This is a genomic window from Achromobacter marplatensis, assembly GCF_049060505.1.
Lineage (GTDB): Bacteria > Pseudomonadota > Gammaproteobacteria > Burkholderiales > Burkholderiaceae_B > Achromobacter > Achromobacter marplatensis_A.
This window is the reverse complement of record NZ_JBMGRB010000001.1, coordinates 148,914-162,394: the sequence shown is the minus strand read 5'-3', so window position 1 is coordinate 162,394 and position 13,481 is coordinate 148,914. Positions and strand designations below refer to the sequence as shown.

The 13,481-nt window shown below is 65.5% G+C and carries 11 protein-coding genes; 7 read left to right on the top strand and 4 right to left on the bottom strand.

Annotated elements, in window-relative coordinates; all coding sequences use genetic code 11:
- Positions 1-27 precede the first annotated feature (27 nt).
- From ACI0FO_RS00705 to ACI0FO_RS00695, 3 genes are all read left to right on the top strand, one after another.
- The gene (locus ACI0FO_RS00705) at positions 28-1,008 is read left to right on the top strand and encodes a Bug family tripartite tricarboxylate transporter substrate binding protein (protein WP_416023387.1); all 981 of its coding nucleotides are present in this window, start codon (positions 28-30) and stop codon (positions 1,006-1,008) included.
- A 12-nt stretch (positions 1,009-1,020) separates the two neighbouring features.
- Positions 1,021-2,148 carry a CaiB/BaiF CoA transferase family protein gene (locus tag ACI0FO_RS00700; RefSeq protein WP_416023385.1) on the top strand — a complete coding sequence of 376 codons (1,128 nt, stop codon included), beginning with the start codon at positions 1,021-1,023 and terminating at the stop codon, positions 2,146-2,148.
- Positions 2,149-2,601: 453 nt separating this feature from the next.
- Positions 2,602-4,002 (top strand): APC family permease, encoded by a 1,401-nt coding sequence (locus ACI0FO_RS00695; RefSeq protein ID WP_416023383.1) that lies wholly within the window; start codon positions 2,602-2,604, stop codon positions 4,000-4,002.
- 29 nt (positions 4,003-4,031) lie between these two features.
- On the opposite strand, the gene ggt is transcribed toward ACI0FO_RS00695, so the two are convergent.
- Entirely contained in the window at positions 4,032-5,801 is a 1,770-nt protein-coding gene (ggt, locus tag ACI0FO_RS00690; RefSeq protein WP_416023382.1) for a gamma-glutamyltransferase, read from the bottom strand.
- A 145-nt stretch (positions 5,802-5,946) separates the two neighbouring features.
- Between ggt and ACI0FO_RS00685 the strand changes: the two genes are divergently transcribed.
- Positions 5,947-6,852: a LysR family transcriptional regulator gene (locus tag ACI0FO_RS00685; RefSeq protein ID WP_416023380.1), complete on the top strand. Its 906-nt coding sequence runs from the start codon at positions 5,947-5,949 to the stop codon at positions 6,850-6,852.
- A gap of 89 nt (positions 6,853-6,941) precedes the next feature.
- Here the strand turns inward: ACI0FO_RS00685 and ACI0FO_RS00680 are convergent, their stop codons facing one another.
- Complete coding sequence (locus ACI0FO_RS00680) at positions 6,942-7,934, bottom strand: tripartite tricarboxylate transporter substrate binding protein BugE (protein WP_105555418.1); 993 nt, start codon at positions 7,932-7,934, stop codon at positions 6,942-6,944.
- 243 nt (positions 7,935-8,177) lie between these two features.
- On the opposite strand from ACI0FO_RS00680, the gene ACI0FO_RS00675 reads away from it, so the two are divergent.
- Positions 8,178-9,077: an AEC family transporter gene (locus ACI0FO_RS00675; RefSeq protein WP_416023378.1), complete on the top strand. Its 900-nt coding sequence runs from the start codon at positions 8,178-8,180 to the stop codon at positions 9,075-9,077.
- Positions 9,078-9,175: 98 nt separating this feature from the next.
- Here ACI0FO_RS00675 and fumC read toward each other — a convergent pair whose 3' ends face one another.
- Positions 9,176-10,573 carry a class II fumarate hydratase gene (gene fumC, locus ACI0FO_RS00670; protein ID WP_416023376.1) on the bottom strand — a complete coding sequence of 466 codons (1,398 nt, stop codon included), beginning with the start codon at positions 10,571-10,573 and terminating at the stop codon, positions 9,176-9,178.
- 161 nt (positions 10,574-10,734) lie between these two features.
- On the opposite strand from fumC, the gene tsaE reads away from it, so the two are divergent.
- Both tsaE and ACI0FO_RS00660 read left to right on the top strand, forming a co-directional pair.
- On the top strand, positions 10,735-11,274 hold the full coding sequence (gene tsaE, locus ACI0FO_RS00665) for a tRNA (adenosine(37)-N6)-threonylcarbamoyltransferase complex ATPase subunit type 1 TsaE (protein ID WP_105555421.1): 540 nt from the start codon (positions 10,735-10,737) through the stop codon (positions 11,272-11,274).
- A complete protein-coding gene (locus ACI0FO_RS00660) occupies positions 11,202-12,584 on the top strand; it encodes an N-acetylmuramoyl-L-alanine amidase (RefSeq protein WP_416023374.1) in 1,383 nt (460 codons plus the stop codon). The genes tsaE and ACI0FO_RS00660 overlap by 73 nt, the downstream gene beginning before the upstream one ends.
- Before the next feature lie 256 nt (positions 12,585-12,840).
- Here ACI0FO_RS00660 and ACI0FO_RS00655 read toward each other — a convergent pair whose 3' ends face one another.
- Positions 12,841-13,476 carry a VTT domain-containing protein gene (locus ACI0FO_RS00655; protein ID WP_313458635.1) on the bottom strand — a complete coding sequence of 212 codons (636 nt, stop codon included), beginning with the start codon at positions 13,474-13,476 and terminating at the stop codon, positions 12,841-12,843.
- Positions 13,477-13,481: the final 5 nt, after the last annotated feature.

Genomic DNA, 13,481 nt, shown 5'->3' with positions numbered 1-13,481 from the left:
TGGCGCGTTCCCCCAGGAGACACCACCATGAAACGCTTTCTTGCCCCCTTGATGCTGGCGGCCGCCGCCGCGGCCCCGTCGACGCCCGCCTTGGCCGCGGACGCCTTCCCCTCGGCCCGCCCCATCACGCTGATCGTGCCTTTCCCGCCCGGCGGCCCCACCGACGCCATGGCGCGCCGGCTGGCTGAAAAACTGCGCCAACCCCTGAAGCAGAACGTCATCGTCGAAAACCGCAGCGGCGCCGGCGGCAATATCGGATCTGAATACGTGGCCTCGGCCAAGCCCGACGGCTACACCCTCTTGTTTGGCACGTCCGGCCCGCTGGCCATCAATGTCAGCCTGTACAAGAAGCAGGGCTACAACCCCGAAACCAGCTTCGCGCCCATCATCCGCCTGGGCCACCTGCCCAACATCCTGGTCGTGAACCCGTCGGTGCCCGCCGCCAACGCGCAAGAACTCATCGCCTACGCCAAGAAGAACCCGGACAAGCTCAGCTACGCGTCGTCCGGCAATGGCGCGTCGTCGCATCTGGCCGGCATTCTGTTCAACAAGATGGCCGGCACCCAGATCATGCACATCCCGTACAAGGGCACGGGCCCGGCGCTGAACGACCTGCTGGGCGGGCAGGTGTCGATGTCGTTCACCGACATCCTGACGGCGTTGCCCTACATCAAGGCCGGCAAGCTGCGCGCCATCGGCCTGGCCAGCGCCCAGCGCTCCGAGGCCCTGCCGGACCTGCCCACCTTGTCCGAACAAGGGCTCCAGGGCTATGACGTCAGCGTCTTCTTCGGCATCGTCGCCCCCAAGGACACGCCGGCAGACGTGGTGAACACATTGAACCAGGCGTTCAAGACCGCGCTGTCCGATCCCGGCATCAAGCAGACCCTGCATTCGCAAGGCATCGTCGAGGCGCAGGATCAGACGCCGCAAGGCCTGGCCGCCTTCATCACCACCGAAGTCCCCAAGTGGCGCGAGCTCATCACCAGCGCCAACGTTTCCATCGACTGAAGCTGACTCCCCATGGCCCCCACCCTACCCAATGCCGGCGCGCTTGCCGGATGCAAGGTGATCGACCTGTCCCGCGTGCTGGGCGGTCCCTATTGCACGCAGATCCTGGCCGACCACGGCGCCGACGTGCTGAAGATCGAACCGCCTGGCGGCGATGAAACCCGGGGCTGGGGCCCGCCCTTCCTGGGCGACACGGCGTCGTACTTCATCGGCGTCAACCGCAACAAGGAAGGCATGACGCTGGACCTGTCGCAAGCGGCTGGCCAGGAACTGCTGCGCCACCTGCTGGCCGACGCCGACGTGCTGGTCGAGAACTTCAAGCCCGGCACGCTGGAAAAATGGGGCCTGGGTTTCGAGTCCCTTAGCCAGGCGTTCCCCAAGCTGATCCATTGCCGAGTCAGCGGCTTTGGATCGGATGGCCCGTTAGGCGGGTTGCCCGGCTACGACGCCTGCGCGCAGGCCATGTGCGGCCTGATGAGCGTGAACGGCGAGGCGGACGGCGACGCTACCCGCGTCGGCCTGCCGGTGGTGGACATGGTGACGGGCCTGAACGCCGCGGTGGCCATTCTGCTGGCGCTGAATGAACGGGGCCGCAGCGGCCTGGGCCAGTTCCTGGACATCACGCTGTACGACTGCGCGCTGTCGCTGCTGCATCCGCATGCAGCCAATTACTTCTACAGCGGCAAGGTGCCAACGCGCAGCGGCAACGCGCACCCGAACATCGCCCCCTACGAAACGCTGCCCACCGCCAGCGGCCCGATCTTCCTGGCCGTGGGCAACAACCGGCAATTCGCGCTGCTGGCGCAAGTATTGAACGCGCCGGGCCTGACGGCAGACCCACGCTACGCCACCAACGCCGACCGCCTGCGGCATCGCCAGGCCCTGCGTGATGAACTGTCCGCGTTGCTGGCGGAACAGGATGCGGCCGCGCTGGCCGACCGCCTGCTGCGCGCGGGCGTGCCGGCCGCAGCCGTGCAAACCGTGGACCAGGCGCTGGCGCATCCGCACACGCGCCATCGGGGCATGGTGTTGGAACAGGGAGACTACCGGGGCGTGGGCTCTCCGATCAAACTGTCACGCACGCCCGCCACCCTGCGCAAGCTGCCGCCCGCGCTCACGCCGCAGACCGACACCCAATAAGAAACGGCCTTCCGCACCATTCCCACGGATCCTTGAACGGATGCCGTTGGCCCGGATCGATACCCGTGAACGGATGCCTTTCACCGGGATCGATACCCATGAATGGGTGCCGTTGGCGGCGGTCATCGTAGGATGGGTGGAGCGCGAGAAAACGCCCGCAGGCTCACCAGCCCCAAGCGCGCGCAACCCATCACGCAGCGTTGATGCCGTGGCTGATTCAGCCATTGCTTGCAATGCTGCTTGATGGGTTGCGCGCTTGGCGTATCCCCCCGTAGGAAGATGCTCTCGCGCTTCACCCATCCTACGAACGCGGTTTTCAACGAATGCCAACAACTAAGACATTTCGTTGCAACGATGTTGCATTGAAGGGTCGCATCGGGCCGTAGACTTTTCAGGTCGCCTCGCGTTGCCGGGCAGCGCCTCCCCCAAATTCCAAGAAAGAGGAGAAGGACCATGGCCACGAAAGAAACGAATGAAACGAACGACCACGCCCCGCTTAAACGGGTGATGGGCCCCAAACTGTTGTTGCTGTTCATCGTCGGCGACATCCTGGGCACAGGCGTCTATGCACTGACCGGACAGGTGGCCGCCGAAGTCGGCGGCGCGGCCTGGCTGCCTTTCCTGGTGGCGTTCGCGGTGGCGTTGCTGACCGCGCTGTCCTATCTGGAACTCGTCACCAAATATCCCAAGGCCGCCGGCGCGGCGCTGTATGTGCACAAGGCGTTCGGCGTGCACTTCCTGACCTTCATCGTGTGCTTCACCGTCATGTGTTCGGGCCTGACGTCGGCCGCCACGGCGTCGCAGGCCTTCGCCGCCAATCTGTTCGCCGCCTTCGGCATCAAGGCGGACAAGGCCTGGATCACGTCCGGCGCGCTGGGCTTCATGCTGTTGGTGATGCTGGTGAACCTGCGCGGCGCGGCCGAAAGCGTCAAGGCCAACGTGGTGCTGACATTGATCGAACTGTCAGGCCTGCTGATGGTGATCCTGCTGGGCTTTTACGCCATCGCCGGCGGCCAGGCCGACTTCTCGCGCGTGATCGCGTTCGACACGCCGGAAGACAAAAGCGTCTTCCTGGCGGTGACCTCCGCAACGGCGCTGGCCTTCTTCGCGATGGTCGGTTTCGAAGACTCCGTCAACATGGCCGAAGAAACCCACGAACCCAGCCGCATCTTCCCCAAGGTGATGCTGACCGGCCTGGGCATCACCGCCGTGATCTACGTGTTGGTGTCCATTTGCGCCGTGGCGCTGGTGCCCGTGGGTGAACTGGCCAAGAGTTCGACGCCGCTGGTGTTGGTGGTCAAGCGCGCCGCCCCCGGCTTGCCGGTGGAATACATCATGCCCGTCATCTCGATGTTCGCCGTGGCGAACTCTGCGCTGATCAACATGATGATGGCTAGCCGCCTGCTCTACGGCATGTCGCGCCAAGGCGTGCTGCCGGCCTTCCTGGCGCACGTGCATCGCAAAAACCAGACGCCATGGACCGCTATTTTATTCACGACGGTACTGGCCCTGGCGCTGATCGTGCTGGTGGCGCTGGCGGATTCCCAGGCCATCCGCGCGCTGGGCGGCACCACCGCATTGCTGCTGCTGGGCGTGTTCGCGTTCGTCAACGTCGCGGTGCTGGTGCTGCGCCGAGACACCGTCAAGCACGAACACTTCCGCATTAACCGGATCGTCCCGTGGCTGGGTGCGGCAGCCTGCCTGTTCCTGGTCACACCGCTAACGGGGCGCGACGTCATCCAGTATCAGGTGGCGGGCTGGCTGCTGCTGCTGGGCGTGGTGATGTGGGGCGTAACGTACCTGGCGCACCGCAGGGAAGCGCGCATGGAACTCGACCCGTCCAAGCTGGAGTAGCCGGTAAAGGCGGCAGGCAGCTTCGTGCCTCAGCCCCCCGCGGCCAGCCCTTCCCGCCGCGGGTCCGCCCCGCCTTGCAAGCCGCCCGCGTCGATGACGATACCGTGAATGCCGCTGGGAAATTCCGTGATGCGCACCGGGTGCCCCATGCGCTCCAGGGCGGGCGCCAGCGCTTCCAGCGGGGTGCCTTTTTCCAGCTCGGTTTCCTTGTTGCGGCTGCCCATGTTGGGCAAGGCGATGGCCGCCTGGATATCCAGCCCCCAATCCAGCACGCCCACGATCGTCTTGGCCACGTAATTGATGATGGCGCTGCCGCCAGGCGATCCCACCAACATGACGGGCTTGCCGTCGCGCAGCACGATGATCGGCGCCATCGAGCTGCGCGGGCGTTTACCCGGCTCGATGCGGTTGGCGACCAGACGGCCTTCGGGATCCTGGAACGACGACGAGAAGTCCGTCATTTCGTTGTTCAGCAAGAAGCCGCGCACGAAGATCTTGCTGCCGAACTCGCTTTCGATCGTGGTCGTCATGGACAACGCATTGCCCTGCGCGTCCACCGCCACCAAGTGGCTGGTGGACGGCAGCTCCAGCGCGTTGTCCCGGCCTAGCGACAGCAGTTTTCCTTCCGGATCGCCCGGCAACGCTACCTTCATGCTGCGGTCCGGCTGAATCAACGCGCCACGCGCGCGCAGATAAGCGGGGTCCAGCAGCGCGCGCACCGGCACGCGTGCGAAATCCGGATCTGCCACATAGAAGTCGCGGTCGGCGAATGCCAGGCGGCCGGCCTCCGAAAAGTAATGCACGGCCTCGACCGAGCCCGGCGCGTAACTTGCCATCGGAAACTGCTCTAGTTCGCCCAGCATCTGCAGCACGGCAATGGGGCCGCTGCTGGGCGGCGCCATGCCGCACAGCTGGTAGCCCCGATACGCGCCGCACACCGGGTCGCGCGTCTTGGCGCGGTAGTTCGCCAGATCGGCCAGGCTCAGGTCGCCGGGCGTGGCGTGGCCACGCACCGCAGCCACGATATCGCGGGCGATGTCGCCCTGATAGAACGCGTCGGCGCCCCGCCCGGCCACGGCGCGCAGCGTGGCGGCAAACTGGGGATTCTTCAACACATGGCCCACCGGCCAGGGCGTGCCGTCAGGGGCGTAGAAATAGGCAGCGGCGGCGGTTTGCTGGGGTAAGGCCTTGTTGCCCGCCAGCAGCGCATGCAGGCGCGGCGATACGGCGAACCCCGTTTCAGCCAGCCGGATCGCGGGCTGGAACAAGTCGGCCCAGGGCAGCACGCCCGCGTCCTTGTGCGCTAGCTCCAGGCCGCGCAGCAAGCCCGGCACGCCAACCGACATGCCGCTGTTGACGGCCTGCGCGAAGGGCAGTGGTTTGCCCTCGGCATCCAGGAAGCGATCCGGGCGCGCGGCCGCCGGCGCCGTCTCGCGGCTGTCGACGGTCTGGATGCGGCCCGTCTTGGCCGAATACAACACCAGGAATGCCCCGCCGCCGATACCGGAAGACTGCGGTTCCACCAGATTCAGCACCAGTTGCGTCGCAATGGCGGCGTCCACCACGGTGCCGCCCCGGCGCAGCATCTCTTCACCGGCTTGCGTCGCCAGCGGATTGGCCGAGACCATCATGTAGCGCGGCGCGCGCACCAGTTCGCGCGCGCGCGCGCCGCTGGCGGCTTCGGGGTTCCGATCTTCAGCCGCCGGTGGCGTGCGCGCCCAGGCGGCGGGCATGCCGGGCAAAGACGCCCCCATGGCAGCGGCAAGCAGGAAGGCGGCGGCGTAGCGGCAGGCGCGCATGATCGGGCTCCAGGATAGCGCCGGCATGCCGGCAGGCGTCCATCATAGTCAAGGCATCCGCCGCTGTCGCGCCCGCCTCTCGGGATGCCTCGCTTGCGCCTTCCGACATAGAATCGCGGTTCCGGTCCCTTATCCCCATCGTGCCATGCGCCTGCGCCATATCGAGATTTTCGAAGCGATCCGTCGTACCGGGTCCCTGACCGAGGCCGCCGCCGCGCTGCATATCTCGCAACCCGCCGCCAGCAAACTGCTGGCGCACGCCGAAGCCCAACTGGGCTTCAAGCTGTTCGAACGCGTGAAGGGCCGGCTGGTCGCCACGCGCGAAGCCGACATCCTGACGCCTGAAGTCGCACGGCTGAATCAAGACTTGAACAGCGTGCGCCGGTTGGCCGCCAGCCTGCGGGACCGGCCCAACGGCCACTTGCGCCTGGGCTGCGCGCCCGCGCTGGGCCTGGGGCTGTTGCCCCGCGTCGTGCGCGACAGCCGCGACGCGCAGCCTGGCATCACCTTCGATATCCACACCCACCACAGCGCCGAACTGGTGCAGGGCCTGTTGACGCGCGAGCTGGACCTTGCCGTCACTTTCGACACCAATGACTATCCCGGCCTTACGCGTATGGGCCTGGGCCATACCGAACTGGTGCACCTGAGCCGCACGCCCGCTTCCGGCCCGATGCGCTTGCCGGAATTGGCGACGCCGTCGGGCGGCACATTGATCGTGCTTGACGCCAGCGACGCCTCCGGCGCGCTGCTTCAGATGGCGCTGGACGCGCAGGGCCTGGACCCGCAAGTCGCTATCCAGGTGCAGACGCATTACGTGGCCTGCGCGCTGGTCGATGCCGGTTGCGGCGACGCCATCGTCGACGCCATTACCGCGCAGGCGATGCTGCGGCCCGGCATGCACCTGCGCCGCCTGGAACCGGCGTTGCGCGTGCCGATCAGCATCATGGTGCGCAACCAGGACCCCTTATCGTCCCTGCACCGCGACCTGATCGAACGCCTGCGCGCGGCCTGCGCGGAACGCATCGCCACGCTGGACGCGACCGCCTGAGCGGGCGCTGCGCCAAAAGAAAACGGACGCCCGAGGCGTCCGTTTTGCCGTGCAAGCCGGGGGCAGGCCTGGGCCGCCCCCGCGCAACATCAGTCCAGCTTGATGTTCTGCTTCTTCACGACGTCTTGAGCCCAGTCGAACTGCTCTTTGATTTCTTTCGCGAACTCTTCCGGCGTGTTGCCCGACGGCGCCGAGCCTTGATCGTCCAGCGCCTTGATGACCTTCGGGTCCTTCAGGGCCACGACAGCGGCGTCACGCAGCTTGTTCACGACTTCCATCGGCGTGCCCTTGGGGGCCAGCAGACCGTACCAGACCGGCTGGTTCAAGACCGGGAAACCGGCTTGCTTGAACGTCGGCACGCCCTTCACGGCAGCGATTTCATCGGGCCATGCGATGGCCATGGCGCGCAGCTTGCCCGCCTGGATCTGCGGCATCGACGACGGCAGGTTGTCGAACAGGATTTCGATCTGGCCGCCGACGGCATCCGCCACGGCCGGGCCCGAACCCTTGTACGGCACGTGCACGATGTCGGTGCCCGTGGCCATCTTGAACGATTCGCCCATCAAGTGCAGCACACCGCACGTGCCCGAGCTGCCGTAGGAGTACTTGCCCGGATTCTTCTTCAGCTCTTCGACGAAGCCCTTGAAGTCCTTGGCCGGGAACTTCGGATTCACCGCGACCACGTTGGCCGTGTTGGCGAAGTTGGTGACCGGCTGGAAGTCCTTGATCGGATCATACGGCAGGTCCTTCGGACGGCACGCCGGGTTCACGGCCATCGTCGAGACGGTGGCGATGGACAGGGTGTAGCCATCGGCATCGGCGCGCGCGGCTTCCGACGCGCCGATGGCGCCGCCTGCGCCGCCCTTGTTTTCCACAACCATCGGTTGGCCAAGTTCCTGGCTCATGCGCTGGGTCACCAGACGCGCGATGATGTCGGTCGAGCCGCCAGGCGCGAACGGAACGATCACGCGGATGGGCTTGCTGGGATACTTGTCGGCGGCGTGCGCGACAGAGACGCCAAGCGTGCCGGCGGCGCCGGTTGCCAAGGCGATAGCCACGGCCAGGGAGCGAACTTTATTCATAGGTGTGTTTCCTCCAAGATTGCGAGCCCGTATGTAAACGGCCCGTTGTGTGTTGTGCCCGCCTGTAGGCGGACCAGCAGTTAACGGTGGGGGCGCATTGCTCGTGTGCTGCGTGTTTCGCGCTGCTTTTAGGGATTGCTTGTGGCACACACGCCCGCCAGAATGACGGAGAATAGCAGCAAATGCTTACACCCGCATAGCGAGCCGACCCCCGGCCAACGCCCTGAAATAACGCCTTAATCCATGTCGGTCGCCCTTCTGGTTTTCCCTGATTTTTTACTGGTCGCGCTCGGTTGGGCGCTACGTCACAAACTGGGATTCTCACGCGAGTTTTTCGCGGGCACCGAACGCCTCGTTTACTTCGTGCTGTTCCCCGCGCTGCTGTTTCAGTCCATTTTGCGCACGCCCATCACGGCGGGCAATGCGGCCCTGCTGCTGCAGGCCACCGTGGCCGTCGTCGCCGCGGGCGTGGCGCTGGCCTGGCTGGCGGGCCTGGTGCTGCGGCCGTCGTCGCTGGGGCTGGCCTCGTCCGCGCAATGCGGCTACCGGTTCAACACGTACATTGGCCTGGCGCTGTCGGCCAGCCTGGCCGGCTCGCAGGGCCAGACGGTGATGGCGCTGATCATCGGCTTTGCCGTGCCCATGGCCAACGTCGCGGCGGTCTACGGGCTGGCGCGCCACAGCGGCGGCAACCTGCTGCGCGAACTGGCGCGCAATCCACTCGTCGTGTCCACGCTGTTGGGCCTGGCCTGCAACCTGGCGGGGCTGCACCTGCCCGGCCCCGTGGATACCGTACTGGCGCGGTTGGGCGCGGCGGCTATCGCGTTGGGCATCCTTTGCGTGGGCGCCAGCCTGGCCTGGGAAGGCGGCAAGGGTTATGGCTTGCTGATCGCGTGGATGCTGGGCGTCAAGCTCGTAGCGCTACCGGCCGTGGCGCTGCTGGTCGCGCATCTGTTGGGCCTGCCGCCCCTGGAATCGCGGATGCTGCTGCTGTTTGCCGCCCTGCCCACCGCATCCGCCGCCTATGTGCTGGCGATGCGCATGGGCGGTGACGGCCGGATGGTGGCGGTGCTGATCTCGCTGGGCACGCTATTTTCGGCGGCCACGATCCCGATGTGGCTGCTGTTTACCGGACACGCCTGACCGGGCGGAATTCGTGTAGCGCGGAGCCTCGCGCCGGGCTTCGCATTGATAAAAAAATGGCCGCCCATCGGCGGCCATTGCCATTGCGGCGCGCCCCCTTACGACGGCTTGTGCGCGTTGGTCATCGAGCCCGGCACCACCCATTCGGCAAACTGCGCCTCGGTCACATACCCCAGCGCCAACGCCGATTCCTTCAGCGACAGCCCTTCCTTGTGCGCCTTCTTCGCAATCTGCGCGGCCTTGTCGTAGCCGATATGCGGATTCAGCGCCGTCACCAGCATCAGCGACCGGTCGACGAGTTCGGCGATGCGCGCGTGATTGGGTTCGATGCCGGCGGCGCAGTGCTCATTGAAGCTGGCCATGCCGTCCGTCAGCAGGCGCACGGACTGCAGGAAGTTGTGGATCACCAGCGGCTTGAACACGTTCAGTTCGAAGTTGCCGCTGGCCCCGCCGATGTTGATGGCCACGTCATTGCCCAGCACCTGCGCGGCCAGCATCGTGATGGCTTCGCACTGCGTCGGGTTGACCTTGCCCGGCATGATCGAGCTGCCCGGTTCGTTTTCGGGAATGCTGATCTCGCCCAGGCCCGAGCGCGGGCCGCTGGACAGCCAGCGCACATCGTTGGCGATCTTCATCAGGCCGGCGGCCAGCGCCTTCAATGCGCCGTGCGCGAACAACAGCGCTTCGTGGGACGCCAAGGCCTGGAACTTGTTGGGGGCCGACACGAAGGCCGTGCCGGTGGCATGCGCCAGGTCCGCGGACACCTTGGCGCTGAACTGCGGGTGCGCGTTCAGCCCGGTGCCGACGGCGGTGCCGCCAATGGCCAATTGGTGCAGCCCGGCAAGCGTGGCGCGGATCTGCTGTTCGGCCAGGTCCAGTTGCGCGACATAGCCCGAGAGTTCCTGGCCCAGCGTCAGCGGCGTCGCGTCCTGCAGGTGCGTGCGGCCGATCTTCACGATGTCGTAGAACTCGGCGCTCTTGGCCGCGAAGGTCGCACGCAGCGCCTTCAGGGACGGCAGCAGGTGGTGCTCGACCTCGACGGCGGCGGCCACGTGCATGGCGGTCGGGAAGGTGTCGTTGGACGACTGGCCGCGGTTGACGTGGTCGTTCGGGTGCACCTTGCGCGCCTCGCCGCGCTCCCCACCCAACAATTCCGAAGCGCGGTTCGCCAGCACCTCGTTCATGTTCATGTTGCTTTGCGTGCCCGAGCCCGTCTGCCAGACCGACAAAGGAAACTCGTTGGGCCATTTGCCGGCAATGACTTCGTCGGCCGCGCGGATGATGCCATCGGCGATCGTCGGATCCAGTTCACCCAGTTCGGCGTTGACCTTGGCCGCCGAGCGCTTCAGGCGCGCCATCGCGTTGACCAGGGGAACAGGCATCTTCTCGGTGGAAATCGCGAAAAAATGCAGCGAACGTTGCGTTTGGGCGCCCCACAGGTGATCCTGGGGGACTTCAATGGGTCCAAACGTGTCTTTTTCGATGCGGGTCTTCATGGCGCGTACAACTCCGTGGCGGCGTCAGTCGCGTCCGGCGGCAGTCGCCAGGCACGACATATTGAGAATAGCAATCAGTTAATAGATTAGCAGAAACCCGCATTCCTATAATTGCCGAAACCCGTGTTCCCTCCATCGTTTTTTACCACTCGCCCAGCGCCATGTCCGCCCCCCTTTGCAGCCTGACCTTGCACCTGCCCGACGAAGCCGCCACGGAATCGCTGGCGCGGCAGCTCGCGCCCCTGGTTTCCGGAGGCAAAACCGGCCCGGCGGGCGCTTGTATCCACCTTCAAGGAGACCTTGGGGCAGGAAAAACGGCCTTCACCCGGGCATTGTTGCGGGAATGCGGCATCACAGGCCGAATCAAAAGTCCTAGCTACGCGCTGCTTGAATCCTATAAAGTTTCTAACTTATACTTCTATCATCTTGATTTTTATAGATTTAGTGATTCGCGCGAATGGTTGGACGCAGGATTCCGGGATTTACTGCGTGACGATGCGGTCGTTTTGATCGAATGGCCGGAGCGGGCCGAGGGTCTTTTGCCCCCGCCCGACCTGCTGATTTCCCTGGCTTATGCCGGCGAGGGACGTGACGCCACCCTGACCGCGAACACCGCTCGAGGACAAACATGGTTGAACGCGATTGTCCCCCCGCCCAAGACGGCGCCCTTTGCTCGGCAGGCGCCACCCGGCGCCGCCTGATCAGCGTCGCGGCCACGCTGCTCGTCCTGCCGGTCTTGCCGCGTCTGGCGCAGGCCGCGACGATCCTGGCCGTGCGTACCTGGCCGGCCGACGAATACACCCGGGTCACGCTCGAACTCGACAGCGAGCTCAAGGCCGAACAGTTCACCCTTGAAAACCCCCACCGCCTGGTGGTGGATATCGAGGGACTGACCATCAGCGCGGCACTGAACGACCTGGTGTCCAAGGTCCGGCCCGACGACCCCTATATCCAGAGCCTGCGCGTGGCGCAGAACCGCCCGAACGTCGTGCGGCTGGTGTTCGACCTGAAGCAGCCCGTGGCGCCCCAGGTGTTCACGCTCAAGCCCGTGGCCGACTACCAATACCGCTTGGTGCTGGACTTGTATCCGAAGGTCGCCCAAGACCCGCTGGTGGCGATCCTGAACAAAAGCGGCGCCGACGCGGACGATCCGCTGGCGCGCATCCTGGAAGACATCCAGCGCAATCCGGCGACGCGGGCCGATCCACCCGAACCGCCCCGCGTGAAGGGCCAGCAGCCCGCCCCGCCGCTGCCCACGGCACCCAAGTCGCCCCCCGCGACCGCCAGCCGCGGCAAGCAGCGCATGGTGACCATCGCGCTGGATCCCGGCCACGGCGGCGAAGATCCGGGCGCCATCGGCAGCAGCGGCCTGCGTGAAAAAGACGTGGTGCTGCGCATCGCCCGGCGTTTAAAGGCGCTGATCGATAGCCAGCCCTATATGCGCGCTTACCTGACGCGCGACGACGACTACTTCGTGCCGCTGCACGTGCGCGTGCAGAAGGCACGCCGCGTCCACGCGGACCTGTTCATCTCGATCCACGCGGACGCCTGGGTCAAGCCCTCGGCCAACGGCTCGTCGGTGTTCGCGTTGTCGCAGCGCGGCGCCACCAGCGCGCAGGCGCGCTGGATGGCCGATAAGGAAAACGCGGCCGACCTGATCGGCGGCGTCAACCTGGGCAGCCACGACCGCCAGGTGGCCAAGGTGCTGCTGGACCTGTCCACCACCGCGCAGATCAATGATTCGCTGAAGGTCGGCAACGCCTTTCTCGACGAGATCAAGAAGATCAACCGCCTACACAAGAACAGCGTCGAACAGGCCGGCTTCGCCGTCTTGAAGGCGCCGGACATCCCGTCCGTGCTGGTGGAAACCGCCTTCATCAGCAACCCCCAGGAAGAGGCGCTGCTGCGCAGCAATGCGCATCAGGACAAGCTGGCGCAAGCCATGATGACCGGCATCCAGCGCTACTTCACCGCCAACCCGCCGCTGGCGCGGCTGGGCGACGTCAGCTGAACGTACTGGCGTAAAAAAAGGCGATGCGTCGTAAAACGCATCGCCTTTTTTGTTCCCCGCCACCCGAGCCGCCGCCCCCCGGCAGGATGGGGGGCGCGCGAGACATCCCGGGCAGAACTCAGGCCTGAAGCGCGCGCAGCCCATCAAACAGCGCCGCTATCCTTGTCCGATTCAGCCACAGCACGACCGCTGCCTGATGGGTTACGCGCGCTGGGCGGCAATGCTCTTGCTTACGCACTCTCGCGCTTCACCCATCCTACGCGCGGCGCGACTTGATCAGTTTGAATACGCCCGCGCCGACGACTGGCACGATTGCGGCTGCCAGGCCCAGCAGCACGATGGTGTTCAGGTGTTCGCGCACCAGCGGGATGTTGCCGAAGAAATAGCCGGCGGCGACCAGGCTGACGACCCACAGCAGCGCGCCCAGGATGTTGAACAACTGGAAGCGCGACATCGACATGTCGGCCACGCCCGCCACGAAGGGCGCGAACGTTCGCACGACGGGAATGAAGCGCGACATGACGATCGTCTTGCCGCCGTGCTTTTCATAGAACGCGTGCGTGCGCATCAGCGCGCCCCGGTCCAGGAATCGCAGGTTCATCGAGAACACGCGCGGCCCGATGTACCGGCCTATCATGTAGTTCAGCGTGTTGCCGGAAATGGCCGCGACGATCAGCAGCACCGCCATCATGACGGGGTCGATATGTCCGGTGGCGCCGAACGCGCCGGCGATGAACAACAGCGAATCGCCCGGCAGGAAGGGCAGGACGACCAGCCCCGTCTCCGCGAAGACGATCAAGAACAGCACCAGGTACACCCACACGCCGTATTGCGCGACCCAGACGCCCAGCGTCTTGTCGATGTGGAGCACCATATTGAAGAATTCAAGCATTCAGC

Coding starts and splice junctions, on each gene's coding strand:
- ACI0FO_RS00705 (WP_416023387.1), top strand. CDS start 28: ATGAAACGCTTTCTTGCCCCCTTGATGCTGGCGGCCGCCGCCGCGGCC.
- ACI0FO_RS00700 (WP_416023385.1), top strand. CDS start 1,021: ATGGCCCCCACCCTACCCAATGCCGGCGCGCTTGCCGGATGCAAGGTG.
- ACI0FO_RS00695 (WP_416023383.1), top strand. CDS start 2,602: ATGGCCACGAAAGAAACGAATGAAACGAACGACCACGCCCCGCTTAAA.
- ggt (WP_416023382.1), bottom strand. CDS start 5,801: ATGCGCGCCTGCCGCTACGCCGCCGCCTTCCTGCTTGCCGCTGCCATG.
- ACI0FO_RS00685 (WP_416023380.1), top strand. CDS start 5,947: ATGCGCCTGCGCCATATCGAGATTTTCGAAGCGATCCGTCGTACCGGG.
- ACI0FO_RS00680 (WP_105555418.1), bottom strand. CDS start 7,934: ATGAATAAAGTTCGCTCCCTGGCCGTGGCTATCGCCTTGGCAACCGGC.
- ACI0FO_RS00675 (WP_416023378.1), top strand. CDS start 8,178: ATGTCGGTCGCCCTTCTGGTTTTCCCTGATTTTTTACTGGTCGCGCTC.
- fumC (WP_416023376.1), bottom strand. CDS start 10,573: ATGAAGACCCGCATCGAAAAAGACACGTTTGGACCCATTGAAGTCCCC.
- tsaE (WP_105555421.1), top strand. CDS start 10,735: ATGTCCGCCCCCCTTTGCAGCCTGACCTTGCACCTGCCCGACGAAGCC.
- ACI0FO_RS00660 (WP_416023374.1), top strand. CDS start 11,202: ATGGTTGAACGCGATTGTCCCCCCGCCCAAGACGGCGCCCTTTGCTCG.
- ACI0FO_RS00655 (WP_313458635.1), bottom strand. CDS start 13,476: ATGCTTGAATTCTTCAATATGGTGCTCCACATCGACAAGACGCTGGGC.